At 59.8% G+C, this 14,368-nt stretch carries 15 protein-coding genes and 2 tRNA genes; 8 read left to right on the top strand and 9 right to left on the bottom strand.

The features are described 5' to 3' along the window. Nucleotides 1–84 precede the first annotated feature (84 nt). The 3 genes from znuA (at nucleotide 85) to IEX40_RS20715 (ending at nucleotide 1,405) form a co-directional block, all read left to right on the top strand. On the top strand, nucleotides 85–1,065 hold the full coding sequence (znuA, locus tag IEX40_RS20725; protein ID WP_188751914.1) for a zinc ABC transporter substrate-binding protein ZnuA: 981 nt from the start codon (nucleotides 85–87) through the stop codon (nucleotides 1,063–1,065). Nucleotides 1,066–1,135: 70 nt separating this feature from the next. Then, a tRNA-Leu gene (locus IEX40_RS20720) sits at nucleotides 1,136–1,222 on the top strand. 96 nt (nucleotides 1,223–1,318) lie between these two features. Further along, nucleotides 1,319–1,405, top strand: a tRNA-Leu gene (locus IEX40_RS20715). A gap of 214 nt (nucleotides 1,406–1,619) precedes the next feature. Here IEX40_RS20715 and IEX40_RS22195 read toward each other — a convergent pair. After that, nucleotides 1,620–1,751 (bottom strand): hypothetical protein, encoded by a 132-nt coding sequence (locus IEX40_RS22195; protein WP_268235829.1) that lies wholly within the window; start codon nucleotides 1,749–1,751, stop codon nucleotides 1,620–1,622. Between the two features lie 203 nt (nucleotides 1,752–1,954). Further along, nucleotides 1,955–2,392 carry a DoxX family protein gene (locus IEX40_RS20710; RefSeq protein WP_188751913.1) on the bottom strand — a complete coding sequence of 146 codons (438 nt, stop codon included), beginning with the start codon at nucleotides 2,390–2,392 and terminating at the stop codon, nucleotides 1,955–1,957. Between the two features lie 150 nt (nucleotides 2,393–2,542). Here IEX40_RS20710 and IEX40_RS20705 point away from each other — a divergent pair, with 150 nt between their 5' ends. Further along, nucleotides 2,543–2,782: a hypothetical protein gene (locus IEX40_RS20705; RefSeq protein WP_188751911.1), complete on the top strand. Its 240-nt coding sequence runs from the start codon at nucleotides 2,543–2,545 to the stop codon at nucleotides 2,780–2,782. Nucleotides 2,783–2,794: 12 nt separating this feature from the next. Here IEX40_RS20705 and IEX40_RS20700 read toward each other — a convergent pair whose 3' ends face one another. Further along, a complete protein-coding gene (locus IEX40_RS20700; RefSeq protein ID WP_188751909.1) occupies nucleotides 2,795–3,412 on the bottom strand; it encodes a Crp/Fnr family transcriptional regulator in 618 nt (205 codons plus the stop codon). Between the two features lie 98 nt (nucleotides 3,413–3,510). Here IEX40_RS20700 and IEX40_RS20695 point away from each other — a divergent pair, with 98 nt between their 5' ends. Beyond that, nucleotides 3,511–4,035, top strand: coding sequence for a hypothetical protein (locus IEX40_RS20695; protein WP_188751907.1), 525 nt, complete (start codon nucleotides 3,511–3,513; stop codon nucleotides 4,033–4,035). 135 nt (nucleotides 4,036–4,170) lie between these two features. Beyond that, nucleotides 4,171–5,004 carry an SDR family oxidoreductase gene (locus IEX40_RS20690; protein ID WP_188751905.1) on the top strand — a complete coding sequence of 278 codons (834 nt, stop codon included), beginning with the start codon at nucleotides 4,171–4,173 and terminating at the stop codon, nucleotides 5,002–5,004. Nucleotides 5,005–5,020: 16 nt separating this feature from the next. On the opposite strand, the gene IEX40_RS20685 is transcribed toward IEX40_RS20690, so the two are convergent. The 3 genes from IEX40_RS20685 to IEX40_RS20675 all read right to left on the bottom strand — a co-directional run bounded on the left by IEX40_RS20685 (nucleotide 5,021) and on the right by IEX40_RS20675 (nucleotide 7,186). Then, nucleotides 5,021–6,070 carry an adenylate/guanylate cyclase domain-containing protein gene (locus tag IEX40_RS20685; RefSeq protein WP_188751904.1) on the bottom strand — a complete coding sequence of 350 codons (1,050 nt, stop codon included), beginning with the start codon at nucleotides 6,068–6,070 and terminating at the stop codon, nucleotides 5,021–5,023. A gap of 10 nt (nucleotides 6,071–6,080) precedes the next feature. Further along, nucleotides 6,081–6,443 (bottom strand): group I truncated hemoglobin, encoded by a 363-nt coding sequence (locus IEX40_RS20680; RefSeq protein ID WP_188751902.1) that lies wholly within the window; start codon nucleotides 6,441–6,443, stop codon nucleotides 6,081–6,083. A 149-nt stretch (nucleotides 6,444–6,592) separates the two neighbouring features. Next, nucleotides 6,593–7,186 (bottom strand): carboxymuconolactone decarboxylase family protein, encoded by a 594-nt coding sequence (locus tag IEX40_RS20675; RefSeq protein WP_188751900.1) that lies wholly within the window; start codon nucleotides 7,184–7,186, stop codon nucleotides 6,593–6,595. A 439-nt stretch (nucleotides 7,187–7,625) separates the two neighbouring features. Between IEX40_RS20675 and IEX40_RS20665 the strand changes: the two genes are divergently transcribed. Next, the gene (locus IEX40_RS20665; protein WP_188751896.1) at nucleotides 7,626–9,740 is read left to right on the top strand and encodes a 3-hydroxybutyrate oligomer hydrolase family protein; all 2,115 of its coding nucleotides are present in this window, start codon (nucleotides 7,626–7,628) and stop codon (nucleotides 9,738–9,740) included. Nucleotides 9,741–9,805: 65 nt separating this feature from the next. Here the strand turns inward: IEX40_RS20665 and IEX40_RS20660 are convergent, their stop codons facing one another. Further along, nucleotides 9,806–11,188: an aminotransferase-like domain-containing protein gene (locus IEX40_RS20660; RefSeq protein WP_188751894.1), complete on the bottom strand. Its 1,383-nt coding sequence runs from the start codon at nucleotides 11,186–11,188 to the stop codon at nucleotides 9,806–9,808. Nucleotides 11,189–11,325: 137 nt separating this feature from the next. Here IEX40_RS20660 and IEX40_RS20655 point away from each other — a divergent pair, with 137 nt between their 5' ends. Then, nucleotides 11,326–12,186, top strand: coding sequence for a DMT family transporter (locus IEX40_RS20655; protein WP_188751892.1), 861 nt, complete (start codon nucleotides 11,326–11,328; stop codon nucleotides 12,184–12,186). 115 nt (nucleotides 12,187–12,301) lie between these two features. Here the strand turns inward: IEX40_RS20655 and IEX40_RS20650 are convergent, their stop codons facing one another. Together IEX40_RS20650 and IEX40_RS20645 are read right to left on the bottom strand one after the other, a co-directional pair. Beyond that, entirely contained in the window at nucleotides 12,302–12,703 is a 402-nt protein-coding gene (locus IEX40_RS20650) for a RidA family protein (protein WP_188751890.1), read from the bottom strand. A 108-nt stretch (nucleotides 12,704–12,811) separates the two neighbouring features. Continuing rightward, complete coding sequence (locus IEX40_RS20645) at nucleotides 12,812–13,816, bottom strand: LysR family transcriptional regulator (protein WP_229680872.1); 1,005 nt, start codon at nucleotides 13,814–13,816, stop codon at nucleotides 12,812–12,814. Nucleotides 13,817–14,368: the final 552 nt, after the last annotated feature.

Here is a 14,368-nt window from a genome sequence, read left to right as displayed (position 1 = left end):
TTATAGTATAACATAATGTAAATTTGATTACGCGGGGTATTCGTAGTTCTCATGCGACAGGAGTTAATGGGCTGGATAAGCCGTGTGACGAGGGCTGCGGCCATTGTGGTCATGTTAGGCAGTGGGTTCTCTCCGCTCGTCGTCAGTGCCGAAGAGACGGTGACGCAGGCAGAGGTGATGGTCAGCATCAAGCCCCTGGGGCTGATCGCCAGCGCGATTGCCGATGGCGTTACCCAGCCCGCGGTGCTGATCGAGGATGGCGCCTCGCCGCACCACTATGCGCTCAAGCCCTCGGCCATGCGCAGTTTGATGGAGGCGAAACTGGTGTTCTGGATCGGGCCGGATCTGGAGCGCTTTCTTGATAAGCCGCTGGCCCGTACCTCAGCTCACACGCTGGCGTTGATGCCAGGCGCGGCGCAGGGTGCCGGTGAGCACGAAAAGGAGCATGACGAGCACGGACACGCGGCGCATGAGGATGAGCATGACCGAGTTGCCGAGACGGATCATCATGACGATGAGTCAGGCCATGAACATGATCACGGCGGCCTAGATCTTCACCCCTGGCTGGATCCCTTCAATGCGCTGGCTATGGCCCGCGCCATCCACCGCGAAATGGTCGCACTCTACCCGGCCCAGACGGAGCGGCTGGATCGCAATCTGGCCCGGTTCGAGGCATCGATCGCCACAACCGACCGCCAGATCGGTGAGATGCTGAACCCGCTGCGCGATCGCGGATTCTATGTGTTTCACGATGCCTACACGGGTTTCGTTGGGCACTATGGTCTGAAGCAACTCGGTTACTTCACTCTGGAGCCCTCACAAAAACCCGGCGCACGCCACCTGGCGGAGATTCGTACCCGGCTGGAGTCGCAGCAGGCGGTGTGTGTATTGAGCGAACCGCAGTTCAGCGGTGCGCTGGTCGAGTCGGTCACCAGTGGGCTGGCGCTGAATAAGGGCGAGGTGGATCCGCTGGCGATTGGCGTGAGGCTGACCCCCAGTGCCTATACTGAATTCATGCTGGATCTGGCCAGGCGTTTTGAGCGTTGCCTGGGTTCTCAAAGCTAACAGGAAAAAGTTTTTATAAGGGGGCTTCACAACAAATAGCCTCCTCTATATAATGCGCCCCACTTTCGACGCAGATGTGGTGGAATTGGTAGACACGCTAGCTTCAGGTGCTAGTGCCTTCACGGGCGTGGGAGTTCGAGTCTCCCCATCTGCACCACTCCTGGAAAGAGTCCAGGGGCGGCGCAGAGCTAAGAAAGTGTAAACAGGCGGTGCGCACCGCGCGATCCAGAATCGCAGATCCGCGCAAACCGACGCAGATGTGGTGGAATTGGTAGACACGCTAGCTTCAGGTGCTAGTGCCTTCACGGGCGTGGGAGTTCGAGTCTCCCCATCTGCACCACCGGGTACCCCGGTAGGTCTCTCTGCAATGATATATCCCCTCTCCCGATAGTTCTCAAACATAGTTATCAAAGACTCAGTCCTGAGCTGACAAGCACCGATTAACTGTCCTCAATATCCCTGCATCTCCCGTGACATGGGTTATCCAGCGTTTATTGGCGATGAAAAAGCCCCGGTACCAACCGAGGCGTTGCGGTGATCGCGCCCTGGGTAGATCAGTTGCCCAAAAGCAAACCCAGCTGGACCAGCGCTGGGACTATGGCGATCACCAAGCCCACCAGCACCATGGCGATGGAGGGGATCAGGCCCAGTTCTTCATATCGTTCATCGTTGTGAGTAGCAGCCATGTTGAATCTCCTTGAGCGGTTGGGATTTATCGGTTTGCCCGGAGTATCGCAACATGAGTGCCAGTTTCTGATCTTGAATAGCTATTACTAACCTGTTGATATTAAAAACCATTAGCGGTAAGTTGAGGCGGCCTGTACGCAACGCTGCCTGATCTGACATGACAGCTGGCAGCCGGCATGTCAGATCGGGCAGTTGACGCGGATCAGCAGGAGCATCGGCCATCGACGCTGAAGCGCCCGCCGCCTGACACCATCAGCGAGAGCCCCGCCGCGAGCAGTACCAAGGCGTATTCCCACCCTCCTTCACTGACAAACAAACCTTTGCCGAGATGCACGAAGAGAATGGCAATCAGCATCTGAAAGGCGAGCGCAAGGCCCACAAGGCGGGTGAGAAGACCGATCAGCAGTGCAATACCGCCGAAGAACTCCATCGAGCCGGCCAACAGCGCCATCAGCATGCCTGGCTCCAGACCGATCGATGCCATCCACCGACCGGTGCCCTGCAAGCCACCGCCGCCAAACCAGCCAAACAGTTTCTGGGCACCATGGGGTATCAGCACGATACCCACCGGTACCCGCAGGATCAGAGGTGACAGGCCGTTATGTGTGGCCATCAGTTTTCTGCACAGATTTGCTTTCATATATTGCCTCCCCGTCCGGAGTGACTGCCGATACGGACAGTGTAGTCCGTGCAGTGATTCGTGCGTTGCCGTGATATGGTGTCGTCTCGCTGGCCTACAGACGACGCTGGGCCTGGATAACTCAATCTATGTTTGCCGAAGGAGCAACCGTTGAAGAAGCTCACCTTGAATCTGGATGCCGCCGTGGTGATCTTTCTGCTTTTTCTGACCGCGTTTGGCCTCAATCTTTATCAGTACAGCAAGTACCAGGAGTTAACAGATGAAAACTATCGTCTTCAGCTTCAGGGGTTGGAGGATCGGATGAATCTCGACTCCATGCGCTTTGCGCTTGAGCGCTTGAACAAGCGGCTGGAGATCCAGGGGGCTAATACCGAACCCGAGGCGCGTTAAGCGCCATCTGGACTAATCTGTGCTCTTCGGTTCCGTCCCGTGGCGGTCCAACCGGATAGCGCCAGGCTCGCGCTGAATAACGCCCGTCTGCTGCAGGCGCTTAAGTGTCCGATACAGGGTTTCGTGGGCCAGTCCCAGCTCCGCGGCGACGCTTATCAGTGGACGATCGAGCCTGAGCGTGCCGTCGGACGCATGCAACTGTATCCAGGTCAATATACGCTCCTCCGCCGACTGGATATGGGACAACTCAAGCTGGGTGCGCAATGCCAGTATCTCGCCGGACAGATAGGCACACAGGCGTTCGGCACATTCAGGATCGGAGCGCAGTAGTGCCTGTACCTGCGCCCGGTTGAATATCCGCAGCTCCGTATCGACTTCGGCGATAGCGTCGCAGTGGTAGTGGGAGGCGAAGATCGAGGCCTCCGCCACCAGCATGCCGATTCGCGCACGATGTACGGTAAGGAGTTCGCCGTGGCTTAGCGGACGGGCAAGGCGCACCTCGCCCCGAGCCACCAGAAAAAGCCGAGTCACGGGCTCTCCGGCGCGAAACAGGTGTTCTCCACGCGCCAGCTGTCTGCATTCGTTCGCCTGTAACTGGTTGGTAATCCACTGAGCGAAGCTAAGTCGCATCGCTGTTCTCCTGCTGTCCATCTATGATTTGAATCATATGTCGTCGTGAGGTGATTCTCTAGGGTGTCGGGACCACCCACTATCCTGATGGAGATGTTATGAAACTTTTTTTTCTTGGCCTGATGCTGTTGGGCCTGAACACCGTGCATGCGACAGCGGCCGACTACTCGGGCCAGCAGATGCGGGAGATCAAGAGCCTTTCGGTCGAGGATGTCGAATCGATTCGACTGGGTAAGGGTTGGAGTCTGGCCAAGCCTGCTGAACTCAACGGATACCCCGGCCCACGACACGTGCTGGACCTGGCGGGGGAGCTGGCATTGACCGCAGATCAGCAGAGAACGATGGAGCAGCAGTTCGCGGCCATGAAGGCTCGTGCCGTGGCGGTCGGTCAACGCTACCTCCAGGCCGAGCAGACCATAGAGCAGGCGTTCCGAACCGGGCAGGTCGATGCCAATAGCTTGTCGGCACTGCTCGAAACGAGTGCGCGGGCTCATGCCGAGCTGCGTCAGGTGCACCTGGACAGCCACCTGTTGACCAAGCAGGTTCTGACGCCGCTTCAGATCGCCGACTACAGCCGGTTAAGGGGCTATGACACCGGTGCGGATGCGAAACATATGCATTGACCGCCTACTGTTCACTCATCTGATACATTGTTGCTGTCGGCCGCTCTGAACGGCCGCCCTGCCTGACAATTGCTGACGTCGCGATTCTGGGATAGGGTGGCCTGCCAGTGGCTCTCTACACCGGCAGGACTATAGATGAAGACGATCTTGATCACCGGCTGCTCAAGCGGCATCGGCAAGCACTGTGCGTTAGGTTTGCAAGCCGAAGGCTATCGCGTATTCGCCACGGCCCGTAAGCCTGAAGATGTGCAAGCGCTTACTGACCTTGGCTTGGAGAGCCTTCTGCTCGATCTGGACGACAGCGTCTCGATCCGCGATGCGCTGACCGAGATCCTGTCTCGTACCGGAGGCACGCTGGATGCGCTGTTCAACAACGGTGCCTATGGCCAACCTGGCGCGGTGGAGGATCTGACCCGTGACGTGATGCGGGCGCAGTTGGAAACCAACCTGCTGGGCTGGCTGGAGCTGACCAACCTCGTGCTGCCGGTGATGCGTAGACAGGGGCATGGCCGTATCGTCATGAACTCATCGGTGCTGGGGCTGGTGGCATTGAAGTACCGCGGCGCCTACAACTGCTCAAAATTCGCACTGGAGGGGCTGACCGATACGCTGAGGCTGGAGTTGGTCGGCAGCAATATCTATGTCAGCCTGATAGAGCCCGGTCCGATCGAAAGCGCGTTCCGCAGCAACGCGTTCAAGGCGTTTCAGGACCATATCGATGTTGAAAACAGTGCTCATCGAGCCACCTATGAAGCGGTGGTCAAACGTCTGAGCAACCGGACGCCGGGCAGGGAACCCGCCTTTACCCTGTCGCCTGAGGCGGTGCTCAAGCCCCTGCGACACGCGTTGGAAAGTCGTCGCCCCCGGCCCCGTTACTATGTGACCTTGCCGACCTATTTCATGGGCTGGATGCGCCGACTGCTGCCAACGCGCTGGTTTGATCCGATATTGGTACGAGCATCAGACTAATGGATGTCGTGGCGCGCTACCGGTAGTGCTGGCGCGCCTCCTCCTCGAGAAAGTAGAGCGTCATCGGCCCGAAGCCTTTTACATCGACCTCTTCGCGTTCGCTGCAGATAAATTCATCTTTGATCAGCTCGTAGGTGGCCTCATTCAGGGTGATGCGCATCGGTTCAGACAGGCTTTCCATCCTGGCAGCCAGATTGACCCCGGGACCAAACAGGTCGTAGACGTACTTCTGTATCCCCACCAGGGAGCCGATCACCGGGCCGGTATTGATACCGATCCGCCCTTTCCACTGGTTGGTATGGGCCGCATTGCGCTTCTCCAGATAACGGCGCATACGCAGTGCCACACGGGCGATATTGGCGGTATCTTCGCTGCTCTCCTCCGGTACGCCAGAGACCGCCATATAGGAGTCGCCGATGGTACGGATACGTTCACAGCCGAACATCTCGACAATGCGGTCGAAAGCGGAAAATATGTCGTTCAGTTCGGAGACCAGTGCGCTGGCGTCGCTGGAGATCTGCATATCGGTGAAGCGCACGAAGTCGAGCATCAGGATTGCGGCATGCTCGAAGTGCTGGGGCGTGGTGGTGCCAAAGTCCTTCAGCTCTTCATAGACCTGCTTGGGCATGATGTTGAGCAGCAGACGTTCCACCCTGTCCTTCTCTTTCTCCAGCGCCTTGGCATTGCGCTCGGCCATTCGTGAGTAGGAGTCGAGCATGTACTGGTTCTCCTTCTCTTTCGAAATATCGCGGCCCTCGAGTAGTACCAGCGGCTTGCCCTGGTGCTCGATCCTGCGCATCTCCAGCCGAAGGGGCGTCGCTCGGCCCTTGATCTGGGCTTCAAGCTCAAAACGGAAACTCCCCCGGTCGCTGAGCCTGCTGCGGGCTTTTTCCAGATCCAGAGCCGCAACGCGCTCGCTCAGCCGACCCTGTTCACCTGCAGGTGGGGGAAACCAATCGAAAAAGCAGGCGTTCTCGAAGTAAACCGTGTCCGCCTCGATATCGATCAGGGCCACGGCCAGGTGGAGCTGCTGAAGCAGGGCGCGGGTATCGATCTGCTCGTCCATCGTTCGGCCCTCAGGATTGGGTGACTATGTAATGCCGTCGGCTGACCACCTCGCCGATGATGCGGGAGATGTCGCCCTCCTCCAGATCGAAATCCTCAAGCGTAAATTTGAGGATCTTCACCGCCTCGTCGAAGTCGTCGCTATCAATACCCAGGTTGGCGTGGGCGCGCACCAGTGCCTCGTTGGAGAAGCTGGCGGGGCCGCCCATCAGGGAGGCGATGAACTTGGTCTGGTGATCGACCAGCCGGCGCATATCCAGGCCGTCGAAATAGGGGCTTAGGCGGGGTGAATCGAGGACGTCGTCATAAAAGGCCGACACGATACGGCTGACCGTGGCAAAGCCCCCATACTTGTCAAATAAGGTTTGCTCCATTACCTATACTCCCTTCACCCAGTAAGTCAGCTAGCCAGAAGGGCATCGAGGAAGAGCGGGGTGAGAGTAAACCTCAATATAGTTGCCGTACCGCGGATGCACAAACCGGCCTACTGAGGATGTTATCAGTGCGGGAGGCGGTGCCCGGATCAATCTTTGCTGGGTACCTGTGACTCGAAGCCGTCACGGGTGATGCCGGGCGGTAGTTTTTCGCGGACATGCTCGTCCAGCTCCAGACCCCAGGTGTTGATCATGCAGCCGAGGATGACATACATGCCGTGGATCGCGATCAGATCCATCAGTTCGGCATCCGAGTAGCAGTCTTGCAGTTTTGCCAACAGTTCCGGGGAGAGTCCGTGGCGGGTGATCAGCTCGTCCACGGCAAGTAACAGCAGGTACTCCTTGTCGCTCCACTGCTCCGGACGAGGCTCAGCCTTGATCCGTTCGATCTCCTCCAGCGTCAGCCCGCAAGCCAATCCACGCTCAACGTGCGAGCCCCATTCGTACCAGGCGCGCATATGGATGGCGACACGCAGGATCACCAGTTCGCCAAGCCGCTTGCCCAGCGCTCCGCCGTTCACGGAATGGTTGCGAAAGTCCCACCAGGCATTGAGTAGCGCCGGGTTGTGGGCCATCAGTTTGTGCACGTTGATCGGATCGCCTTTCATATCCTCGATCACCTGTATCAGCGAGCTGTCCCAGTGCTCGGTGGGCAGGGGATCTAACGGGCGGTTGCTGTTCATACGATCACCTAATTTGACGAGTGAGTTGTCGAGTGACTCCGCTAGAGGCCTTGCCATACGGCTTATCCAGCCCAGTCGAGTGGTTCTGCAAGCGGCTCGCTTGCTATAAAAGTATTGCGGCTGATTGGGGATGGATCAATCGAATGGCGGTTGCCGTGGTCAGAGTGGTGGCTACAACAGCCCGGACCAGTTCAGCCGCGAATACAAGCGGCAGTTCGGCGTGGTGCCCTCGGCCACCTGAGTGGACCCGGCCGAAGCCGCGTGGCAGCGGCCGCGATTTTCCCGACGCATATTGTTCATCTACACCGGGCCGAGTCACTGCTATATTTCCTGGCACACGCCGCAGTATGAAGTCCTGGCGCTGGCGCGACTTTGAGGGACGCTACCGTTGTATGCCCGCTCAAAGCCGCTTACAGATCCCGAACAAAAGGAGTCGTTCATGCTTTGCTCTAAGCGGCGCGCCCTGCGCCATTTCCCGCTTCTCTTAGTCTGCCTCGGTCTTAGCCCCGCCACTGCGCTCGCTCAGGGTCAGGGCTTCAATGCAAAGCCGGCGTTCATCGGCACTGTCTCGAGCACCCAGTATGACGGTGTCAGCGACGATCTGCTGACCGCCGGGCTCGGGCTCAGCGGCCTGCAGGCGGCGGCACCGGCGCTCTCCAGCCCGCCGAGTACCGCCGAACTGCGCCGTCTGGCGATCTATAACAACTACCGTGCGCTGGTCGACGTGGCCAGCAACGGTGGCTTCGGCAGTCTGTTCGGTCCCCGCACCAGCGTGGATGCCGACGGTAACGTCAACAGCGGCGGCAGCGGCATGATCGCCGGCACCGAGTACCTCGCCTACGCCGACGATGGCAGCGGCCGGCAGAATGTCACACTGATGGTGCAGGTGCCGGCCCATTTCAGCCCGGACCACCCCTGCATAGTGACTGGTACGTCGAGCGGTTCGCGCGGCGTCTACGGCGCGATCGGCACCGCCGGCGAATGGGGGCTGCAGAAGGGGTGCGCGGTGGCCTATGCCGACAAGGGCACCGGTACGGGTCTGCATGACCTGGACACCAACAGTGTCAGCCTGATCGACGGCCAGCGTGCGGATGCGGATCTGGCCGGTAATGAATCGAGCTTCAGCGCCGATCTGGATGCCGCTGCACGCACCGATCTTCTCACCGCCTGGCCCTATCGTGTCGCCATCAAGCATGCCCACTCCAAGCAGAATCCCGAGGCGGATTGGGGCCTGAATACCCTGCAGGCGGTGCAGTTTGCGTTCTACGTCCTCAATGAGCAGTTTGGCCCCGAGCACAAGCTTCAGGGTCACAAGGTAGTCCTGCGCCCGTCCAACACCCTGGTGATCGCCTCCAGCGCATCCAACGGCGCCGGCGCCGCGCTGGCCGCGGCGGAGCAGGACCAGGGCCACTGGATCGACGGCGTCGCGGTGAGCGAACCGCAGATCCAGCTGCTGCCGGACGACCGGGTCAGCGTCGAGCGCGGCCAGCGCCTGTTGTCGGGCAGTGGCAAGACCCTGTTCGATTACACCAGCTTCGCCAACCTCTACCAGCCCTGTGCCGCACTGTCGACCCGGGCCGTAGACGCTCCGGGCCGGCTCTTTGTCCCGGCCGCCAGTGCGGCCAACCGCTGTGCGGCGTTGCGAGCCAACGGCCTGTTGAACGCCGACGTTCTGGCCGATCAGGCCGAGGAGGCGCTGGATCGGTTGTTCGATTATGGCTGGGAACCGGAGTCGGTACTGCTGCACGCTTCGCACTACGCCTTTGCCACCCCGGCCATCGCCGTGCTCTATGCCAACGCCTATGGCCGCTTTGGCGTCGAGGAGAGGCTCTGTGCATTCAGCTATGCCGGCGTCGATGCTGCCGGAGCCCCGGCTCCCATCGCGGGCACGGCACTGGAGCAGAGCTTTGGTAGCGGCAACGGCATCCCACCAACCGCCGGCGCGCAGATCATCAACGACGCTGCAGTGGGCGGACCGCGGCGTGACGCCGTATCGATCTCGCCGTCGACCGGGCTGACCGACTTCAATGTCGACGGTGCGCGGTGCCTGCGTGATCTGCTGCAGCCGGGTTCCGCCGAGGCGCAGCGCGTGCAGCAGGGCATTGACGAGGTGTTGCGCCGGGCAAACCTGCACGGCAAGCCGGCGATCATCGTGCACGGTCGCTCCGATGCGCTGGTGCCGGTCGGGTTCAGTTCGCGCCCCTACTTCGGCCTGAACCAGCTGGTCGAACAGGGCGAGAGCCAGCTGCGCTATATCGAGGTGACCAACGCCCAGCACTTCGACGCCTTCATCGACCACGTCGCGCTGCCGGGTTACGACAGCCATTTCGTACCGCTGCACCCCTATCTGGGCGAGGCGCTGGACTGGATCTACGACCACCTGAGCACCGGCCGGCCGTTGCCGCTGTCACAGGTTGTGCGCACCACGCCCAGGGGGGGCGTACCCGGCGCGGCGCCGGCGCTGACCAGCGCCAACCTGCCGCCGATCGCGGCGCAGCCGGCGGCGGAGGATCTCATCTCGTTCGACAACGGCACCGTGTACGTGCCGGACTAGAGCGGGTCCGGCGATGGCGGCACCGGCCGAGTCCCGGCGCCGCTCCGACCCTGGCCTTGCCCCGCCTACCGGGACAGTGACTGCGCCAGACTCTCGAACACCCGGCTATCGGTGCACTGGGCGACATTGAAGCGCAGGAAGTTGCTGCCGCTCTGCGACTGGCTGAAGGCGTTGCCCGGCGCCAGTACCACGCCCTGCTGCAGACAGGTGCGGGCGGTGGCGGCGGCATCCACGTCCGGTGGCAACCGGCACCAGACGAACATGCCCGCCCGAGGTATCAGCCAGGGCGCGATGCCCATTCCCTGCAGTGTGTCGACCGTGCTCTCCATCGCCTGCGCCAGCCGCTGTCGCACCGCCTCCATATGCTTGCGGTAGCCGCTGTCGGTGAGCGCCGTCAGCAGCACACTGGCCGCGAGCTGACCGCCGCCGAAGCTGGTGGCGATCTTCAGGTCGACCAGCGCGTCGACCCAGTCGGCACGGGCGGCGATATAGCCACAGCGCAACGAGGCGGAGATGGTCTTGGAAAAACTGCCGATATGGATCACCCGGGAGAGGCCGTCGAAGGCGGCAAGTCGCGGCGCCGGATCTGTCTCGAAATCGGCGAAGATATCGTCCTCGACTATCACCAGGTCCGAGCGCTCGGCGAGGGTCAACAAGCGGTGTGCCGTGGCCGCCGACAGGGTGGCGCCGGTGGGGTTGTGGATGCCGGAGTTGGTGATATAGAGCCGCGGCGAGTGCTCGCGCAGGGCCGCCGCGAACGCCTCCAGGTCCGGGCCGTTGGGGGTGTAGGGAACGCCGACGATGTTGGCACGATGGGCCTTCAGCAGGGCGTGGAAGTTGAAGTAGCAGGGGTCGTCGACCAGCACCACGTCACCCGGCTCCAGCAGGAAGCGGCAGATCAGATCGATCGCCTGAGTGCCGGACTCGGCCAGCACGATCTGGTCCGGTGGCGCGTCGATGCCGGCGGCGACCAGGCGTCGGGCCAGAACCTGGCGCAGCGCCGGCAGGCCGAGCGGCGTGGCATAGTCCGTCAGCACCGAACTGTCGGCCCGCGCGACCGCACGCAGCGCCCGCCGCATCCCGGCTTCATACATCCACGACTCGGGCAGCCAGCCACAGCCGGGCTTGAGCACCCCGGCGTCCGCCTCAAGCGATTGGCGCGATATCCAGAGTGGATCGACCGCGCGGTCGAGCCTGGGGCCGATCTCCGCCAGCGCCAGCGGCGCGACAGGCCCCGAGACATAGAACCCCGACCCCGGCCGCGAGTGAATGACACCTTCGGCCACCAGGCGTTCGTAAGCTTCCACCACGGTGGATACCGAGACTCGCAGTGCCTTCGCCTGCGCGCGTACCGACGGCAATCGCGTCCCCGGCAGATAGGTTCGGGAGCTGATTCTCGACCGGATCTCGTCCATTACGGTACTGATCCGGGTTCCGCTTCGCTTCATCCTGGATACCTTCAACTGTGTCGACCAAGCATACCTAACAGTTTCATTGAATTGTACTGGATTGTGTCTGGGTGACTGTTCCCTGGGGTGATCTACTGGCAGGCAACCAAGTGTCGAGAACATTAAAGGGGAGAGTGATGGACAGGGCGCTGAACGGGTGGATTAACGGGTTTATCGGGATGCTGATATTCGCCGGTTCGTTACCGGCGACACGGGCCGCGGTGAGCGATTTCGAGCCGACCTTTCTGACCTGTGCCCGGGCCAGCATAGCGGCCCTGCTGGGGATTATCATGCTGCTGGTACTGCGCCAGCGGCGGCCCGATAGGGCGGAGCTGCCTGCCCTGGCGCTCGTGGCCCTGGGTGTCGTGGTCGGCTTTCCGTTGCTGACAGCGCTGGCGCTGCAGCAGGTTTCGTCCGCGCACTCCATCGTCTTCATCGGGCTGTTGCCGCTGTGTACGGCGCTGTTCGGTGTGCTTCGCGCCGGGGAGCGCCCGCGGCCGGCGTTCTGGCTGTTCTCGCTGTTGGGAGGTGCTTGTGTGGCAGGGTACGCCGCGTTGGGCGATGGCGCAGCCTCGCTGCAGGGGGATCTGCTGATGCTGGCTGCAGTCCTGGTCTGTGGTCTCGGCTATGCCGAAGGTGGTCGGTTGGCGCGTTCGCTGGGTGGCTGGCAGGTGATCAGCTGGGCGCTGGTGCTGGCATTGCCGGTCATGTTACCGCTTACCCTGTTCGCCATGCCGGTCAGCCTGGAGCATGTAGCGATACCGGCTTGGCTTGGGCTCAGCTACGTCTCGCTGTTCAGCATGCTGATCGGCTTCGTATTCTGGTATCGGGGCCTGGCGCTGGGCGGTATCGCCGCCGTCGGTCAGCTGCAGCTGCTGCAACCCTTCGTCGGTCTAGGCTTGGCAGCGCTGCTGCTTAGCGAGACCGTGAGCTGGACCATGTTGGGTGCGACGCTAGGTGCGGTGGCATGTGTGATGGGGGCGAAGCGATTTGCCTGAGCGGGCTGAGTAATGAAGCCCCGCATCAAGGCAGCAGGGCGCCAGCGAGAGGCGATGGCATACCGATGCGAAAGGCCTCTCGGAAATGACGCTATTGGGATTGCACGTCGGACATTTAACGAGATACCTGGGCGATCGCCTCAATCTCGATCAACATCTCCGGGCTGGCCAACGAGCTAACTCCGACCCCGGTTAGCGCGGGACGGGGTCCGGCCAAATAGTCCTGCAAAACCGGCACAATCTTCTCCATATGCTCAGCCACCTCACCACGGACATAGACTCTTACCTGTAGTAAGTCTTTCAGCGAGGAGTTGGCTGCATGCAATACGGTTTTTAAATTCTCCATTGCCGCCCGGGCCTGGCCCTCGATGGAACTGTTTTGCACTTTAAAGTCGGGAGACCAGTCTACCTGTCCGGATACAAACACCAGCCCAAGTTGGTTGGATACGGTGGCGTGAGATAAACCGTTGGCGGAGCCATCGTACAGGGAGTTCGGGTTGATTTTGGTGATGCTCATAGTGCCCTCCAGTATGTTGCCGTTCACTTACGCTGCACGATAGTCGGTGAGGTCTGGGGCGACAACGCAGCTTGCCTTGTAACAGCCACAAGGTAGGCTTGTACCGGTTTAAACCAACTGTTTTACGGCTTCGATGACCCAGTTAACCAGTGGATCATTCAGGGTGTTTGGATGGTGTGCTACGACCACCTGATAGCCGGGGGGGTACTTGCTTAGCGGCATCTCGTATAGCCCCTCGCAGGGAAGCAGCCGGGAGGGTATAAATCCGATAACATCCGTTGATTTGATCATCTGCATCGCTCTGTCAAATGACGGCGCCGACGCGACAACATGACGTGTTATACCTTGTCTGGCTAACCAGTGGTCGGCGGAGCCGGACAAAATAGCCGTACCGGGATTCGTGACCACAAACGGGTAGTTTTCCAGTTCAGCCAATGAGAGTGGCGCTTGGCTAGCCAGCGATGCATTGCCGGTGACACAGCGATAGCTCTCGCTGAAAAGCGGTATCGAAATAAGACCCTCAGGAACATATCCGGCGGAGGTGAAGGCGAGCTGGATCTCGCCGTGACTCATCCTCTTGGTCAGTGAGCTTGACTCGATATTGGTGATCATCAGTTTGGCATGGGGGAAACGCTGGCGCAGCTCCCCAAATAACGGCTGGAGCAGTATCTGTTGGGTATAGTCCGTGGCCGATATGACTAACGTGCGTTCGGTATTGTCGACAGGTTTACCGCCTGGTCGCGGTAACTGGCTAAGGTGAACCAATATAGTTTCGATGTGCGGCTGCAACTCCAGCGCATAGGTCGTTGGCACCATGCCATGCCCTTCGCGAATAAACAGCGGATCGCCAAGTATCTCCCGCATTTTATTTAGTTTTAAGCTTACCGCTTGCTGGGAGATATTTAACGACTCGGCGGCCGAGGTAATACTGTGGGTATCAAACAGTGCGTTAAGGGTTCTTAAATGGTGCAGCTCTAAATTTTCGATCATGATAAATGCCACGCTGTTCTGATAGATTAGGCATGACGTAAAGCGTTTGGTTAAATCATTGGTGATTTGATCAATAAAAACAAGGCAGTATCGATCGCTTTCTAACCCGGGCGGGCTACCCATCGAACACCCTGTTGGACTGGGTGTTGTCGCGCGCAGCTGTGGACAAGGGCCAGTCGACACCAGATCGATACTACTGGGTAACGCCGAGAACAGCAGACCTGACGATGGGCCATCAGGGGTTGGTTCCGGGGGGAGAAACGACGAAGCCCCGCATTATCATGCAGGGCTTCTGGAAAGAGGTGGTGCCCGGAGGCGGAATCGAACCACCGACACGGGAATTTTCAACCCTTTGTAAGGAAGGTAGCCCATTTTAGATGATGCTTCCTGTAGCGTCTAAAAGTCTGAAGCAAAGGAGCCTTGTTGTGCTGTTTGCTTGCAGATTACATCAAATTATTGGATGCACATTCTTGATCATCAGACCAGATAGGGACCAGAGCCTAAGGACGTTATGAGTATCCCTTCACCAGTCAGTAACTGGTTAGATTGACTGGGATTGTGTTCATTCGTATCGGTTGTAGTGAAGCTATGCGTGATACCGGTGCGGGCATCCACAACAATATGTACTTTTATCTCAAAGTGTCATTGGTTGCCCCCTCTTAGTCTGGTGCATTA

Source organism: Marinobacterium zhoushanense (assembly GCF_014641945.1).
GTDB classification, from domain to species: domain Bacteria; phylum Pseudomonadota; class Gammaproteobacteria; order Pseudomonadales; family Balneatricaceae; genus Marinobacterium_D; species Marinobacterium_D zhoushanense.
This window is presented reverse-complemented; position numbering and strand designations above follow the sequence as displayed.